We start from the raw sequence: 17,380 nt of genomic DNA on the forward strand, positions 1-17,380 counted from the left end.
GCGGCGTACTCAGATCCGCAGCGTCCAGGCGTCCGTGCAGAGGGTTGAGATGTGAGTGTCCACGGTACTGCCTTGAGCCGCCAGACCCGCTACCAGGAGGCGTTCCGCGTCCGCGAGCCACGGCCATTCGCTGGCCCAGTGCGCGACGTCGACCAGCGCCGGGTCGCCGTACGCCCGCGCCTCGGTCGCGGGGTGATGCCGGAGGTCGGCGGTCAGGTACGCGTCGACGCCGGCCGCGCGGACCCGATCGAACTCCGAGTCCCCCGCTCCCCCGACGACCGCGACGGTCTCGATCATCCGGTCCAGGTCACCGGAGACGCGTACGCCATGCTCGGTGCGCGGCAGGCGCTCCCCGACGAGTCGCGCGAAATCGGCCAGCGGAAGCGCTTCCGCGAGTACGCCGATCCGCCCGCCGCCGCGATTGCTCGGCAACTCGGCCAGCTCATACACGTCGTACGCCGGCTCTTCGTACGAGTGCGTCGCGATCAGCGCTTCGACCACCGCACGGCGCTTTCGGCGCGGCAGGATCATCTCCAGCCGATGCTCGGGTACGACCTCGATGTCGCCGACCCGGCCGATCGTCGGGTTCGCACCGGCCAGCGGACGGAAGGTGCCTTCGCCCATACCGCTCCAGGCGGCCCGCTCGTAGTCGCCGATCTGCCCGGCGCCGGCCTGCGCCAGCGCGTCCAGCATCGCCTGCGTTTCGGCGACCGGGACGAACACGACCACCTTGTCCATCGGCTCGGCCGGCATCGCCTTGAGCGGCCGGGTGTCGCGCAGGCCGATCGCGGCGGCGAGCGCGTCGCTGACGCCGGGGTTGGCGTTGTCCGCGTTCGTGTGACAGACGTGCAGCGCGACGCCGGCGCGGATCAGGTCGTGGACGACCCGGCCCTTCGGGGTGTTCGTCGCCACGCTGTTCACTCCGCGCAGCAACAGCGGGTGGTGCGTGACCAGCAGGTCGTACTCGCCCGCAATCGCTTCGTCGACGACTGCCCGCATCGGATCGACGGCGAACAGCACCCGGCGTACCTCTTGATCGGGATCGCCCGTGACCAGACCGACCGCGTCCCAGGACTCCGCCCAGGCGGGGTTGTACAGCTGGTCGAGAACCGAGATCACGTCAGCAAGTGTCGTCACGGGCATATCCTGACATTTGCGGTCGCCTGCTGGATTGTGACGGGGGCAGCCGCCCGGTGCCCCCGCCACAACCAGTTCCGCCGGTGCGGGTGCTGGTGTGGTGGAGCGACCGCCCCGCCGCGTCCACCACCACACCCGCTCCGACGGGTCGCCCCGGCCACAGGGGGAGTGCCGTCTCGGGACGGCCGGACCGGAGCGAGTTCTAGAGGCCGGCTAGTGCCCCGCGTCGGTGATTGTTTGAGTGATTGCGGTGTTCAGGTGCGTGCATCGTGGTGGCGGAGGGGCAGCCTCGATGTTTTTCCATCGTGGCTGTTCCTCCGCTGCCGCGAGGTGCGTGCCTGAGCGCCGCAAGCGCCAAGGAATCTCCGACGCGGGGCACTAGATCAGCCAAGCCGTTGTGTCACCGGGGAGCTTGTCCCCGTCGAGCGGACCGCTGGACAGGACGACAGCGGCGTCGGGCAGCTCCACCGGAGCAACACCGAAGTTCGTCACGCACTGCCAGCCGCCGGGCCGGGTGAAGTGCAGGACCGAGTCCGTCTCGTCCACCCAGGTCAGCGAGTTGCCGGTCCGCAGACCGCGCCGCACCGCGAGCGCCTTGCGGTACAGGCTCAGCGTCGACTCCACATCGTCCTGCTGGGCCTCGACCGAGTACGCCCCGAACCACTTCGGTTGCACCAGGTGCGCACCGCCCGGGCCGAAGCCGAAGGACAGTCCTTCGACGGTCCACGGGATCGGCACCCGGCAGCCGTCGCGGCCCTTCTCGGCGCCCTTCGAGCGGAAGTACGCCGGGTCCTGCAAGTTCGCGGCCGGCAGCTCGCCGACTTCCTGCAGGCCGAGCTCCTCGCCCTGGTACAGGTACGCCGATCCGGGCAGCGCCAGCATCAGCAGCGTCGCGGCGCGCGCCCGGCGGAGGCCGAGCGCCACGTCGACGGTCGGCTCGGTGCCGTTGCTGAGCAGCCAGTCCTTACCGTCCTGCCAGCCACCCTTCGGGTTCTTCGGCAGACCGTAGCGGGTCGCGTGCCGGACCACGTCGTGGTTCGAGAACACCCAGGTCGACGACGAGCCGTTCTCCTCCGCGAGGGCGAGGTTGGCCTCGATCACCTGGCGGAACTTCTCGTACTCGAAGTCGGCCTGCAGCAGGTCGAAGTTGAACGCCTGCCCGAGCCCGTCGGCGCTCGCGTACCGGGCCCGGCGGGAGGCCGGTACGAACGCCTCGGCGACCGCGGACCGCGGCGGGTCGTACGTGTTCAGCAGCTTGCGCCAGTCCTTGTAGATCTCGTGCACACCGTCCTGGTCCCAGAGCGGGTGCTTGCCGTACGACTCGGACTGCCGCGGCAGCACGGCCTTCGACGGGAACGGCTCGGACAGGTCCTTCACCAGCGCGTGCGCGACATCGACCCGGAACCCGTCGACGCCCCGGTCGGACCAGAACTTCAGCGTGTCCAGGAAGTCCGCGCGGACCTCGGGGTGCTGCCAGTTCAGGTCGGGCTGCTCGGCGGCGAACATGTGCAGGTACCACTGGCCGTCGTCGGTCTGCGCCCAGGCGGAACCGCCGAAGACCGAGTCCCAGTCGGACGGCGGCTGGTCGGGGGCGCCGTCGGGACCGTCGCGGAAGATGTACCGGTCGCGGGCCGGGTGCCCCTTGGCCGCCGCCAGCGCCTCGACGAACCACTCGTGCCGGTCCGACGTGTGGTTCGGAACGATGTCGACGATCAGCTTGATGCCCTCGACGTGCAGCGCCTCGACCAGCCGGTCGAAGTCGTCCAGCGTGCCCAGTCGCGGGTCGACGTTGCGGTAGTCGTCCACGTCGTACCCACCGTCGGCCAGCGCGGACGGGTAGAACGGGCTCAGCCACACCGCATCGATGCCCAGCGCCACCAGGTACGGGACTCGACTGATGATGCCCGGCAGGTCACCGACGCCGTCGCCGTTGGCGTCGGCGAAGCTGCGCGGGTAGATCTGGTACACGACTGCCTGCCGCCACCAGTCGGGATCGGTCGTCTGCGGACCAGTCACGATCGCCTCACTCGGAATCTGTTGGTAACCCAGGGTTTATATATAGGCTCTAAATTTAGAATCTGCATGTATTCTGCGGGCGAGACGACGACCAGGTCAAGGGGCTTTGATGGCGAAACCACCGGCTACCCCGCCAACAGCCACTCCGACGATGTTGCGCCGGGTGAACGCGGGCAAAGTGCTTGGCGTGCTCAACCACGCGCAGGTGATGACCGGCACCAGCCTGATCGAGGCCACCGGCCTCACCCGGGCCACTGTGCACGCGGTCTGCAACGACCTGATCTCCATGGGCTGGGTGGTCGAGCTCGACCCCGGCCGGACCTCGGTCGGCCGGCCGTCCCGCCGGTTCGAGTTCAACGGCCGCGCCGGGTACGTGCTCGGGATCGACATCGGTGCGGCCAAGACGACCGTACTGGTCTCGGACCTGCGAGGCGAAACGGTGGCGAAGGCGGGGCGGTCCGCGGCCGGGGTGAAGACCGCCGGCGAGCGGACCGGCATCGTGCACGCGACTGTGGTCGAGGCGCTGACGTCCGCGGGGATCTCGGACGCCCAGGTGCTCGCCGCCGGAGCGGGGGTGGCAGCGCCGGTGGACCGGGACGGAAACATCCTGGTCGACGACGAGTTCTGGCGACGGTTCGACAGCGGACTGGCAGCGCGGCTGACCGAGCTGCACGGCTGGCCGGTACTCCTGGAGAACGACGCCAACCTGGCCGCCCTCGGCGAACATTGGCGGGGCGAGGCGCGCAACGTCGACGACTTGGTGGTTCTGCTGGCCGGGGAGCGGTTCGGGTCCGGGCTGATGGATTCCGGGCGGCTGTTGCACGGCAGTCGCGGCGGCGCCGGTGAGATGGTGTTCCTGAAGCTGCTCGAGGGCGTTGGTGACACCCACGGTATCGCCCGGATCGCCCGCGAGGAGGGCACCCGGGCAGCGGCCGATCCGTCCGTACCCACAGCGCTGACTGAGCTGGCGGCCGATGGCGAGGTAACCGCCGAGCAGGTGTTCAGCGCCGCCGCGGCCGGCGACAAGGTTGCCCTCGGCATCCTGGAGGACATCGCCGCCCGGACCGCCCGGGTGGTCGCCACCCTTGGCATCCTGTTCAACCCCGAGCTGGTCGTTCTCGGCGGCGCGGTCGCGGAAGCCGCCGCCGCGCTCCTCCCCGACCTCGACAAGCAGCTGGCCGGCTACACCAGCACGCCACCTCGCGTCGCCGTCTCATCCCTGGGCGACGCGATAGTCTCCGTCGGCGCCGTCCGGCACGCCCTCAACTACGTAGAACAGAACGCCCTGGACCTGGAACTCGGCTGCCGGCCCAGCTGATCGGCAGCTCGACAGGAGGTGTCGCCAAGATGACGCCTCCTGACCGCGCCGCCGAGCGTGAAAGGGCCGGCGGCCGACGGACACCTCCTGTCGAGCTGCCGACTTCTCAGCTGCCAGTCAGGGCGCGGGCGACGGCTTCGAGGACGACCAGGTTGCGGCCGGAGGTGGTGGCGGACGGGAGGTCGGCCGGGACCAGTGTCTGGTCCTCGGGGATGCCGGTGCAGAGGACGAACACGTTGTCCGGGTGACCTGCGATCAAGTGGTTGAGGGTTTCCCGCATCCAGGGCGTACGGACCGCGTCCTGGACCGCGATCACCAACGGACGGCCGTGCGCGGCCTGTGCTGCCTTGGCGATCACGTCGGTGGCGGGCTCGGCGTTCTCGGTCAGGTGATGTTCACCGCGCAGAACGACACCGTCGGCACCCGGCGCGACCCGGGCGAAGATCTCCGGAAGGCCATCAAAATAAGGGTTCCAGGCCGGGTGCAGGCCCTGGGTGAGATCGACCACGTACGGCGCGGCGCCCAGCGCGGGGATGGTCTGGCGACCGATCACTCGGGCCGCCACTTCGCGGATCGGGGCGCCGCTGAGGCCGGAGTGCCGGCTGCGCTGACCGAGTGACGCGGCGAGAGCGCGGACCCGGGCGGCCGCGTCGGCGACGCGTTCGGCGGGCACGGTTCCGTTGCGTACGGACTCCACCACGCGAGCTGTCAGCGCCCGCGGATCCGCGGTACCGACCGCGATCATTGCCAGATCGGCGCCCGCGGCGATTGACGCGACCGCGGCGTCCTCGATCGATCGGTGCCTGGTGATCGCCTGCATCTCCAGCGCGTCGGTGGTGATGACGCCGGTGAAGCCGAGCTCCTCGCGGAGCAGTCCGGTCAGGATTCGCCGGGAAAGAGTGGCCGGCTGGTCGTCGTACGCGGAGAACACGATGTGGGCGCTCATCACCACGTCGGCGCCGGCCGCGATGGTGGCCCGGAACGGCGCGAGCTCGACAGCCTCGACCTCCGCGGCCGACCGGTCCACCCGGGGCAGGTCGGTGTGCGAGTCGACCGCTACGTCGCCGTGGCCCGGGAAGTGCTTCGGGCAGGCCGCGATCCCGGCGTCGTGGACGCCCCGGACGAACGCGACGCCGTGCCGGGAGACCACGTCCGCGGTCCGGCCGAACGAGCGGGTGGAGATGATCGGGTTCGCCGGGTTGCTGTTCACATCCACCGACGGCGCGAGCATCAGGTCGATACCGAGCGCGGCCAGCGTCGCGGCCGCGTCGCGCGCGGAAGCACGGGTCAGCTCCACGTCGTCAAGGTCGCCCAGTACGCGCGGGCTGGCCAGCGGCCACGGGTTCGCCGGGGCCAGGTGACTGAACTCGCCGCCCTCGTGGTCGATGGCGACGATCAGGTCCGGACGCTCGGCGCGCAACGCCGCTGTCAGTGCGGCGACCTGGTCGGCGTCGACCACGTTCCGGGTGAACAGGATGACCGCCCCGAGTCCACCCGCCACCGCCCGGCGAAGGTCGTCGGGGGCGGTGGTCCCGGTGAAACCGACCACCAGCGAGCCGGCCGCGTCACGCTCCAGTTGATCACTCATCCGCCAACCCTCTCAGCCTCGCACCGGCTCGCGCCAGCCCGGCGGCCCGGTCACGGACAGCTAATAATTAGCGCCCGAAAGCTGGCGGAGGGGTATCGTTGTCAAGTCCTGTCATGACCGTTAACGGCCGCCTTCCTGCGGGTTTGCCGTGATTACCTTGGTTGAACTCTGTCTGTTCGGGCCGACTACGGATAACGTTGTCTCTCGACCTGACCGCCCTGACCGGGGGGACGATGAGCGACGACGCAGCGCCGGCGCGGGGAACCGTGCTGGGAATCGACATCGGCGGCACGAAACTGGCCGCCGCCTTGGTGTCCGCCGACGGCACGATTCTGGCCGGTGACCGAATCCGTACACCGGACGGCGGCGCCGACCAGGTGTTCGCCGCGCTCGGTGAGCTGATCGGCCGGGTGCGCGGCGACGCGGCCCCGCTCGCGGTCGGCATCGGCTCGGCCGGACCGCTCGACCAGGAGCACGGCCTGGTCTCCCCCGTGAACATCCCGGGGTGGCGCAACTTTCCGCTCGTCGACCGGGTCCGGGCGCTGACCGGCGACGTCCCCGTGACGCTCGGCATGGACGGTCACTGCTTCGCGCTCGGTGAGTACTGGAGTGGTGCCGGCCGTGGCGCGAAGACGCTGCTCGGGATCGTCGTGTCGACCGGTGTCGGCGGCGGTCTGGTGGTCGACGGCAAACCGCTGATCGGCCAGTCCGGCAACGCGGCGCACATCGGCCACGTGGTCGTCGATCAGGACGGCGAGGCCTGCGCCTGCGGGTCATACGGTTGCGTCGAGGCGTACGCGAGTGGTCCGCGGATGGTTGCCCGGGCCAAGCGGCGCGGCTGGCGTACCGAAGAGGACGTGGACGCGGCCGTACTGGCTGCTGATGCCGCGGCTGGGGACGAGTTGGCGCTGGCGGCGTTCGACGACGGTGCGCAGGCGCTCGCGGCGGGGATTGTGGCGACCGCGGTGACGGTCGACCTGACCAGCGTGGTGATCGGCGGCGGGGTGGCGAAGGCCGGGCCGGTGCTGTTCGACCCGGTGCAGGCGTGGGTGAAGCGGCTGGCGCAGCTGCCGTTCATCACGGAGCTCGCGGTGGAGCCGGCCCAGCTGGACAACGCTGGGCTGCTCGGGGCCGCGCATCTGGCCTGGGCCGCGCTCAGCTGACGCATTGCACAATTTCTTTCGCCGGTAAGGGTTCTCACGCGCACCTTTGCGCAATTTTTACGAATCTCGGGAAAGTGTGTAACGACTGACCTACGCCACCCGATGCAACGGATGGATGGGGTGGGGGCACCGGCATCCACGGGCGGTCGAGGGGGGCTCGGACCGGCCGGCAGCGGTTGATCGAGGGGGGCCTTGGATCAGCCGAACCACGTGAGCGGCGGGTGAGGAAACTCCCCCGCCGCAACCGTGTCACCCACCGGTCGGGAACCAGCATGCCTTCGGCAACGTCCGACCGCTTCGGACGCGAACGATCCTTCGGAGGGTGAGGATCGATCGCGGGTTCTGCACCGTGAACGGCGGTCGGTGGCCGCGGGAGGGCTGCCACCGGACCTGACCCCCCGTCCACGGTGCAGAACGGAAGTCTTTCGGCCGGCTCTTTCCGGCCTTGCGGCTCGACGGCGCTACGGGTGCAGCCATTCGGGCTCGGGCAGGCGGGCGCGGTCGAGGCGGCCGTTGTCGTCCAGCGGGAGCTCCTCGATCGGGATCAGGTCCGCCGGGACCAGGTAGATCGGCAGTTCCTTGCCCAGGTCGAGCATCAGCCGTGCCAGTACCGCGGGATCGCTGTCCTCGAGGACGACGTACCCGATCAGGCAGGTGTCGCCGGCCGGATCCGAGTTGGCGACCACGACCGCATCGACCACGCCCGGCTGATCGGCCAGTACGTGCTCGGTCTCGCCCGGTTCGACCCGGTGACCACGGATCTTCACCTGATCGTCCGCGCGGCCGAGGTACTCCAGCGTGCCGTCGACGCGCCAGCGGCCGAGATCACGACTGCGGTACAGCCGCGCGCCCGGATGCCCCGGATCCGGGACGAACGCACGCTCGGTCTCCTCCGGGCGGCCGATGTAGCCCTGGGCAACCGCCGCGCCACCGAGGTAGATCTCGCCGACCGCACCGACCGGTACCGGCCGCAGTGCCTCGTCCAGCAGGCGTACGACGACGCCTTCGATCGGCCGCCCGATCGAAGGCCGGTCCTCCGCCGGGTCGACCTCGTGGATCGTGGTCACGATCGAAGCCTCGGCCGGACCGTACTCGTTGAACAGCCTGCAGTCCGGATGCGCCTCGAGGAAGTCGCGCACCTTGTGCGTCAGCACCATCGCCTCACCGCCCGCGACGATCTCCCGCAACGCGGGCAGCTCGGGCAGGCGGCGCATCGTCGCCAGCAAGGCGGTCAGCGGGCTGAAGGCCATGAAAAGCCGCTCGACTTCGTGGTCGCGCAGTGCGGCCACGACCGCATCCGGGTCGTACCGGTCGTCCTCGCCGATCAGTACCAGCGCGGCGCCGGAGGCCAGTGTCGTGAACATCTCTTGGACGTGCACGTCGAAGCCGAACGAGGTCCATTGCAAAGTACGCAGCGATCGCCGCGTACGCAGGTAATGCCGTACCAGGTTGACCGGGCCGCGGTGCGGAACCACGACGCCCTTCGGGTTGCCGGTCGAGCCGGAGGTGTAGATGCAGTACGCGATGTCGTCCGCCGCGGCGCGCACCGGCGGCGCCTGCCGCGCCCGCGGGTCACCATCGGTGGCCGTGACCGGGACCAGGCGCAGGCCGATCCGGTCTGCGAGCGCCGCGTCGTCACCGACCAGCGCGACCGCGCCCGCGTCCTGCACCATGAACGCCCAGCGGGACTCCGGTACGCCCGGGTCGAGCGGGAGGTACGCCGCGCCGGACTTCAGTACCGCGAGCACCGCGACGACCATTTCGGTGCCTCGGGCAACACGTACCGCAACGAGCTGGCCCGGCTTCACGCCGAGGTCGGTGAGCTGCCAGGCGACCGCGTTCGAACGACGGTCGAGTTCGGCGTACGTGAGCTCGCGATCGCCTTGTATCAAAGCGATCGCGTCCGGCGTACGGGCGACTTGACGCTCGAAGAGGGTGTGCAGTCCGCTGAGTTCACCGGCGATCACGGCGTCGCGGCGCAGGCGTCCGATCGGTCCGGTCGGGTCGGTGTCGGCCTCGAGGTCGCGGAGTACGGGCAGGTCGGATTCGATCGGGAGGACGAGTTCCGGAAGCCGCAGGTTTGGACGGGTAGTTGCCCTGCACAACACTTCGGCGAGGTAGTCGAGCAGGCGTTCCACGGTGCTCTGGGCGAACAGCGCGGGGCGGTACTCGGCCGTACACGTGATGCCGGCGCCGTGATGGGTCAGCCGGAAGCGCAGGTCGACACTCGCGGGCAGCTCGTCGTCATCGTCCTCGAAGTCGACGAGGATCTGGAAGAGCGGTTCGCGGTCGAGCAGGGCGAGGTCCGTACGCGCGTGCTGGAAGGCTTCGGCGGCGACATCGCGTACGCGCTGCGCGAGCTCGCCGAGATCTGGTTCGCCGGAGAGATCGATCCGCAGCGGCAGTGCCCGCCGTGGTGCGGTCGAGGTGTCCCCCTTCGCGCGGACCAGCGCCGACCCGACAATCACATCGTCCTGCGCCGCAAACCGCCCAAGCACGGTCACCACGGCCGCGAACATCGTCATCACCGGACTGAGCTTCCGCTCCCGGCTGAACGCGAACACCGCGTCCCCCAGATCCTCCTCCAACTCCCGCTTGACCGCCGCAACTACCCCGCTGTCCTCCCCCACACCCCGATCCCCCACCAGCACCAGAGGCCCGGCCCCCACCAAAACCCCATCCCAATAAACCAAATCCCCTCGCCGCCAGTCCTCCCCGTCAACCCCTCCACCCGCAGCCGCCCCACGCACATCCGCACCAGCACCAGCACCAGCACCAGCACCAGCACCAGCGTCTACGTCAGCGCCCGCGTCTACGTCAGCGCCTGCAGCGTCATCCGCCTGCTCGACGGAACCAACGGCCGCACCCTCAGCTCCGGCGCCACCAAGACCCTCGGCCGAGCTGTCGTCTCCTCGCCCAGCCCGACCCTCGACCGCACCCTCAGCGCCGACGTGATCCGCAGCAGCGCCGTCATCCCCATCAACCACAGGACCAGCAGCCGCCGCATCAGCGCCCTCAACCGACCGGTCGCCCACCCGCTCGGCGAAACCAAGGACCATGCCCTCGGCCGTACCGTCGTCCAGACCCTCGTCAGTACCGTCGTCCAGAGCCTCGTCAGTACCGTCGGTCGAACTCTCGGCAGCACCGTGGTCCACGTGCTCGGCAGTACTGTCGTCCAAGTTCTTGGCAGGATCGCCGACCGCGCTTTGCACCGCGTTCGCCTCAACGCCCTCAACCGTCTGCTGCACGGCGGCCGCCTCAACGTCGTCCTCCGCCGGCTCAACCGCATCCGCGATCACAGCGTCTTCAACGTCCTCGACCGAGCTGTCGTCCGCGTGCTCCACCAGACCACGTGCTACGCCCGCGTCACCACCCACACCGTCGGCCGCACCCACGATCGCCACCTCAGCCAGCGCCTCAGTCGCCCCGCCGACCCCATCGCCGCCCGTACCACCCACCGCATGCTCAGACGTACCGCTCGTCGCATGCTCAGGCGTACCGTTCGCCGCATCCTCGGACGTACCGCCGGACGCGCTCTCGGACGTACCGCCCGGCGCGCTCTCGGACGTACCGCCGGACACACTCTTGGACACACCAGCCGAGGCACCGTCGGACGCGCTCCGCGGCGTACCGTCAGACGCGCTCTTGGACGTACCGTCGGTCCTGCTCTCGGATGTACCGTCGGGCGCGCTCTCGGGCGTACTGTCGGCTGCGCTTGTGGTGGGGTTGTGGTCGGCTCGTTCGACCGCACTGTCGTCGACGGGATCGGTCGCGTACTCGGTCGTGCCGTCAGCTGCATCGTCCTTCAGGCTGCCGACGGTGCTGTCTGCGCTGGACGTGTGCTCCCGGACTGCTCCAGGAGTAGGCGTCAGATCCGTCATCCGGACCCGGCCGACCGAAGCCACACCAGCACCAGCCCGTTCAGCACCAGTCCACTCGGCACCAGTCCGCTCGGCACCAGTCCGTTCAGCAACCGCCCGTTCAGCAACCGTGCGTTCGACTGCACCTCGGTCGATCGCATCTCGCTCGGCGCTGGTGTTCTCGGCTACCTGCTCGGCGTTTGACCGCCCGGCGGTACCCCGGTCAGGCGCAACCTGCTCCTCGGCGACCTCACCGGCGATGCTCTGTACCAGCACTTCATCGACAGGCTCGCTCGCCGCCGCTTCTCCGACAACCTCGCCCGCCGCTGCTTGTCCGACAGCCTCGCTCCCGGCTGCTTCATCACCAGTGTGCTCGGCTGAACTGCTGGCATCACCGGGCGCACGTCCCTCGACCGCAGCATCCGTGCCGAGCGCACCACTCGGCGTACGCATCTCAACCGCAGCATCCGCGCCGGGCCTACGCGTCTCGACCTCAGCATCCGCTTCGGCCGTACCACCGGAGGTACGCTCCCTGGGCTCGGTGTCCTGAGCGTCGGGGCTGCTTGTGGGTTCGGCTGTGTGCGTGGGTTCGGATGGCTGGTGTTGGTCTAGGAGGTTCAGTTGTTCGCGCATCAGCTTGGTGACGCCGTCTACCAGTTGGCCGGCTACGCGTAGTTGCTGGGACATGAGCGCGGCCATCCCGCTCCCGGGCAGTTCGGCGGCGCCAGTTGCCGCGGCGGCCGCGTCCACCCGTGCGGCGAGCTCCGCCAAACCTGAACCCAACACAGTCAGCGCGGCCCGAGAATCCCCAGCCCCGGAAGCACCCGCCGAACCATCCGAAGTCGAGCCGCCAGCAACGCCAGAGCCCTCAGCGGCCGCATCCGCACCTGTCGCAGCTGCGAACGCTCCGCGGGTGCTGTCCAAGTCAACCACAGCAACAACTTCGCCGCTGGTGAACCCATCCTCAGCAGGATCACCGATCCATCGACCGTCGGCCGCAGGCGAGCTCTCCCGGCCGCGGTCGGCCCCGGATGCGGCGTCCCCATCCCGGCCGCCTCTGGCACGGTCGGCTCCAGCACGATCGGCCCCAGCACGATCGGCCCCAGCACGATCGGCCCCAGCACGATCGGCCCCGGCGCGATCGGCTCCGGCGCGGTCGGCTGAAGAACCATCAGCTCCATAACCCTCGGCGGGCGAAGCTTCAGAGAATCCAGGGCGGTCGGCGGTCGCCTCTTCGTGTACCAGACCATCCGCCAGCTCACCCGCGTACGCCTCAACAGCATCCCCGGCCGTACCCTCGTCAGCCCCCGTCGCCGACTGCACCGCAACAGCAGTCGCCAGCTTGTGCGGCGTCGTGTACGTCAGGAACAGGTCGTCCGGCGCAATCTCCGCCCCGAACCGGCCGTTGATCTCGTCGATCACCGGCGCCATCGACGCGGCCGTCGCGCCGAGCTCGGCGAACGTGTGGTCGACCGTCAAGTCATACGGATCGAGACCAAGCTCTTCGCACGTCAGATCGAGTACCACATCCAGTGAATCCCGGTACCGTTCCGCCGAGACCTCGTCGCCGGGCAGCGACCCGGCCTGCGCCAGGTAGTCGGCGTCGATCTGATGCGTCTCCGCCGGCAACGCGAACGGTGACCGCTCCGCCTCCTCGACCGGCTCCACAACTACCGGCTCGGCCGCAACCGGCGGGTCCAGCGGAATGCGCTTCACCGCGGCGCTCGACGGCGGATCGAACACCGGCGTCTGCGCCCGCGCCGCCCGCTCGAACGCGTTGACCCGCGCCGTCACCACACCGTTGTCCCCGGCAACCATCGCCCCCGGCGCACCGGCGTATCCGGTTGCCCCCGGCCCAGCGGCGTACGCGGTCGCGCCCGCCCCGGCCGCATGCACGGTCCCCGCGGGCCCGGCGGCGTGTACGGATGCCGACGGGTCGACCGGATGGTGCACCCGGCGGAACGGGTACGTCGGCAGCGGCACGCGCCCGCCATCCGGGTACACCTTCGCCCAGGCGATCTCGGTGCCCTGCTCGTACAGCTCGGCGAGCCCGTTCATGGTCGCGAGGACCGGGTCCTGGCCGAGCCGCTGCGCCGGAATCCACGTGCTGTTGGGCGCGATCCGGCGGCCGGCCGGGCTGAGTACCGCGTCCGGACCGAGTTCGAGGAACCGCCGGCACCCGGCCGCGGTCACCGCCTCGACCGCGTCACCGAACTGCACCGGCTGCCGCAACTGCCCGACGAGATAGTCGCCGTCGAGCACCGTCCCGGATTCGAGCAGCTCGCCCGACCAGCTGGACACCATCGGCGTACGCAGCGGCTCGAGCGTGATCTCGCCGACGATCTCCGCGAAGTCGGCCAAAATTGGGTCGACCAACGAACTGTGGAAAGCCCGGTCGACATCAAGCCGTTGCCATGCGACCTGCAGCCGATCCAGCTGCGCCGCGAGCTGCCCGACGATCACCTCGGACCCAGTCAGTACGAACGACTGCGGACCATTGCCCGCGGCAACTTCAACTCCAGCCGTGCGGGCGATCTCGCGTACCCGGTCGGCGTCCGCGCGGACCGCGACCATCGCACCGGGTACCGTCCCGCGCTGCATCAGCACACCGCGCTTCGCGGTCAGGCGAACACCATCCGCCAGCGAAAGCGCACCGGCGACGCATAACGCCGCGTACTCACCAACGCTGTGCCCGACCACCAACGCCGGCTGCACACCGAACGACTGCCACAACCGCGCCAGCGCCAGCTCGAACGCGAACAGAGCCGGTTGCGCCGTTTCGGTCGGCCAAACCCCTTCAGTCGTACCCGCCGGGGTGAGCAGCAACTCGAGTAGATTGCCGCCGGTCTCCTCGTTGTACACGCGATCGCACTCGTCGAGTACCGACCGGAACACCGGGAACCGCGCCGCCAAACCGGCCGCCATCCCACGTCGCGCGGCGCCTTGCCCGGTGAACGCGTACCCCAACGGACCCGGTCCGCCACGCGGTACCTCGGTCGGTTGCGCGGACGCCAGCGCGTCGACCAGCTCGGCCTCCGTACCGCCCGCGACGCCGACTCGGTACCGGTGCGCGGGCCGCCCGAGAGCCGCCGTACCGGCGAGGTCGATCAGGCGATGGCCGGTGCCGTGGCCGAGGTCGGTGCGGTACAGCTCGATCAGGTCGGCGAGGGCATCCGGGTCAGGCGCGGACAGCGGGAGTACGACCGGCCCGTCGTCGCCGCGGCGGATCTGCCGGGGCGCCTCCTCGAGAATCACGTGCGCGTTCATGCCGCCCGCGTCCAGGGCGCTGACGCCGGCGCGCAGGGTCGTACCCCCAGATCCGGCGGGCACAGTCCAGGCCCGCGCCTCGGTGCCGATCACGAACGGGCTGCCGTCGAGCTCGAGCGCCGGATTCGGCTCGGTGTAGTTGATGGTCGGGACCAGCGTCCGGTGCTGCAGCATCAGGATCGTCTTGATCAGACCGGCCATACCCGCGGCGCTGTCCAGGTGGCCGATGTTCGGCTTCACCGAACCGATCGTGCAGAAGCCGACCTTGTCGGTGTGCCGGCGCAGCGCCGTCGTCAGCGATCGCACCTCGGCGGCGTCGGCGGTCGCGCTGCCGATCCCGTTCGCCTCGACGTAGCTCAGTGAATCCGCGTCGAACCCTGCCCGCTCCAGCGCGCGCTCGATCAGCTCGACCTGGTTACCCGACGGAGCATCCTCGTTGCTGACGGCGGTGCCGCGGATGACCGCGTACACGGTGTCGCCGTCGGCGAGCGCTTGGTCGAGCCGCTTGAGGAGTACGGCCGCGACGCCGTTGCCCGCGACCGTACCGTCCGCATCCGCGGCGAAGGCGCGTACGTGCCCGCTCGGCGAAAGGAGCGAATCCGGAGCCGGGTGAAAAGTCGTTGCCTGAGGCACCTGTACGGCGGCGGCGCCCGCGAGCGCGAGATCCGCATCGCCGGAACGCAACGCCTGACACGCCAGATGCACCGCGACCAAGGACGACGACCAGGCCGACTGCACGCCGATCGCGGGGCCGGTCAGGCCCAACCGGTACGCCACCCGCGTCGCAATCGAATCGCGCGGCTGCGGCTGACGGTTGTAGAGATTCATCCCCGACCCGGCGAACACACCGACGCGGCCGGTGGTGCCCGCGTACCCGCCATGCTCCAACGCCTGATGACAAACCTCAAGAAACAACCGCTGCGCCGGCTCCATGAGCTCGGCTTCACGATCACTCAACCCAAAGAACCGCGCATCAAACGCCTCAACATGCTCCAACACCCCACCAACAGCAACCCCCTCATCCCCCCACCCGTTCCCCTCAACAGCCACACCACCACCCGCACCAGCTCCACCAGCGCGCGTACCTGCGGAACCACCCGCACCGCCAGCTGCCCCGCCGGTTGCACCAGGGCGCGTACCTGCGGAACCACCCGCACCGCTAGCCGCCGCACCGGATGCACCAGCGCGCGTGCCCGTGGAACCGCTCCGCGTGCCGGCCGCACCTGCTACGCCGTTAGCTGCACCGAGCCGCCCAGCGGTACCCCATCCCGCCGCACCACTCGCGGGACGCACCACCGCACTAGTCGCAGGCCTAACCGCACCAGTCGCGGGCCGCACCGCCGAGCCAGTACGCCCGGCCGCACCACCAGACACACCCGCACGCCCAGCCGACCCACCCGTACCCCAAGCACCCGTACCACCAGCGCCCCCGCTCTGCCCAACCTCCTCAGGCGAGAACCGCCGAACACTCTCCACACCCACAACCAGGTTGTCCCAGAACTGCTCAAGCGTCTCCGCCCCCGGGAACCGCCCAGCCACCCCCACCACAGCCACCGGCTCAACCACAGCCGCCTTCCGCCCCACACCCCCGGAAGCCGCCCCAACCACCGCCTCAACCGCAGCAGCCGTCGGCTCCCCACCAACCACGCCCGAGGATGCCGCCGGCTCAACCAGGGCCGCCTCCTGCTCCTCAACAACCGAAGCCCCAGAAGCCGCCGCAACCGAGGAACCAGCCCCACCAACAACCTCCGCGCCGCCCGCGGACTCCCCGTCACCCACAACGGATTCCGCGCCGTCAACGAGCTCCTCAGCCCCAGCCTCCTCGGCCCCGCGACCACCGGACTCCCCATCGACAGCGAGCCCCTCGCCCTCCGCCTCCTCAGCTCCACCCTCCACAGGAACCGCATCAGGTACGAGCCCGCCGGTCCCCGCCAGCCCAGCTTCACCCTCGACAGGAACCACATCCGCAGCGAGCCCCTCGGTCCCCGCCAGCCCAGCGTCACCCACTACAGGAACCACACCAGCAGCGAGCGCCTCGGTCCCCGCCTCCTCAGCCTCACCCTCCACCGGAAGCACAGCAGGAGCGAGGTCCCTGGCCTCCTCCGACTCCGCACCACCCTCATCGGCAGAACGCCCATCCGCGCTCGCCGCGTCCGCACCAGGCTGACCCGCACCTACCAGCCCCGCGTCACGCCCGTCGGCGCTCAACTCGTCGGCGCCCAACTCGTCCGCGTTGCCGCGCGCCTCCGCGCCGAGGTCCGCCGCATCAGCGCTGAGATCATCCGCATCGGCGGCTTTGAGAACCGACCGCGTATTTTCGCGGTCCCGAAGTGCATGGTGGCTTCCCAAAGCCGACGTACCGGGTGCCTCCGCGTCGGCCCCTTCCGCGCTGACCGAATCCGCCTCAGCCAGATCCGTACCAACCGGCTCCGCGTCGCGCTCCTTCACGCCGAGCTCGTCCGCGTCAGCCGCTACCGTGCCAACCGAATCCGACTCAGCGAGGCTGGGCTCGTCCGCGTGAGCCTCTAGCGTGCCGGCCGAGTCCGACTCGGCTCGCTCGGCGCCAACCGACTCCGCACCCGCCACCTCCGCGCCGAGCACCTCCGCGCTGGGTTCTTCAGCGCTGGGTTCTTCAGCGCTGGGTTCTTCAGCGCTCGGTTCTTCAGCGTTGAGTTCCTCAGCGTCGGATTCTTCGGCGCTGGGTTCTTCAGCGCTGGGTTCTTCAGCGCTGGGTTCTTCAGCGTTGAGTTCCTCAGCGTCGGATTCTTCAGCGTCGGATTCTTCAGCGTTGAGTTCCTCAGCGTCGGATTCTTCGGCGCTGGGTTCTTCAGCGCTGGCGTCTTTGGAGTCAGCATCCGCTACGTGAACATCAGCAGCCTCGACGTCCGTCTCGCTGCTCGTGGTGTACGCACCAACGCGCTTGGCGCTGACGTCCGCGACGTCGGCGGTGTCGCTGGTGTCGGCGTCGGCGTCGGTGTCGGCGTCGGTGTCGGCGTCGGTGTCGGCGTCGGTGTCGGCGTCGGTGTCGGCG

General features: G+C 69.7%; 6 protein-coding genes. 2 read left to right on the plus strand and 4 right to left on the minus strand.

What is annotated here, in order from left to right; all coding sequences use genetic code 11:
• Nucleotides 1–9: 9 nt before the first annotated feature.
• Together ABD260_RS22375 and ABD260_RS22380 are read right to left on the minus strand one after the other, a co-directional pair.
• Entirely contained in the window at nt 10–1,143 is a 1,134-nt protein-coding gene (locus ABD260_RS22375) for a Nif3-like dinuclear metal center hexameric protein (protein WP_344235920.1), read from the minus strand.
• 372 nt (nt 1,144–1,515) lie between these two features.
• Nucleotides 1,516–3,153 (minus strand): glycoside hydrolase family 13 protein, encoded by a 1,638-nt coding sequence (locus ABD260_RS22380; protein WP_344235922.1) that lies wholly within the window; start codon nt 3,151–3,153, stop codon nt 1,516–1,518.
• Between the two features lie 109 nt (nt 3,154–3,262).
• On the opposite strand from ABD260_RS22380, the gene ABD260_RS22385 reads away from it, so the two are divergent.
• Complete coding sequence (locus ABD260_RS22385; RefSeq protein WP_344235924.1) at nt 3,263–4,471, plus strand: ROK family protein; 1,209 nt, start codon at nt 3,263–3,265, stop codon at nt 4,469–4,471.
• A 106-nt stretch (nt 4,472–4,577) separates the two neighbouring features.
• Here the strand turns inward: ABD260_RS22385 and nagZ are convergent, their stop codons facing one another.
• Nucleotides 4,578–6,059 (minus strand): beta-N-acetylhexosaminidase, encoded by a 1,482-nt coding sequence (gene nagZ, locus ABD260_RS22390; RefSeq protein WP_344235926.1) that lies wholly within the window; start codon nt 6,057–6,059, stop codon nt 4,578–4,580.
• 233 nt (nt 6,060–6,292) lie between these two features.
• Between nagZ and ABD260_RS22395 the strand changes: the two genes are divergently transcribed.
• Entirely contained in the window at nt 6,293–7,222 is a 930-nt protein-coding gene (locus ABD260_RS22395; protein WP_344235928.1) for an ROK family protein, read from the plus strand.
• A gap of 461 nt (nt 7,223–7,683) precedes the next feature.
• Here the strand turns inward: ABD260_RS22395 and ABD260_RS22400 are convergent, their stop codons facing one another.
• Nucleotides 7,684–16,950: a non-ribosomal peptide synthetase/type I polyketide synthase gene (locus ABD260_RS22400; protein ID WP_344235930.1), complete on the minus strand. Its 9,267-nt coding sequence runs from the start codon at nt 16,948–16,950 to the stop codon at nt 7,684–7,686.
• Between the last annotated feature and the right edge of the window lie 430 nt (nt 16,951–17,380).

The sequence above is a fragment of the Kribbella hippodromi genome (genome assembly GCF_039531045.1).
GTDB classification, from domain to species: Bacteria; Actinomycetota; Actinomycetes; order Propionibacteriales; family Kribbellaceae; genus Kribbella; species Kribbella hippodromi.

What these genes read in the sequence shown, in the direction of transcription:
- ABD260_RS22375 (WP_344235920.1), bottom strand. Translation starts at nt 1,143, where the DNA reads ATGCCCGTGACGACACTTGCTGACGTGATCTCGGTTCTCGACCAGCTG.
- ABD260_RS22385 (WP_344235924.1), top strand. Translation starts at nt 3,263, where the DNA reads ATGGCGAAACCACCGGCTACCCCGCCAACAGCCACTCCGACGATGTTG.
- nagZ (WP_344235926.1), bottom strand. Translation starts at nt 6,059, where the DNA reads ATGAGTGATCAACTGGAGCGTGACGCGGCCGGCTCGCTGGTGGTCGGT.
- ABD260_RS22395 (WP_344235928.1), top strand. Translation starts at nt 6,293, where the DNA reads ATGAGCGACGACGCAGCGCCGGCGCGGGGAACCGTGCTGGGAATCGAC.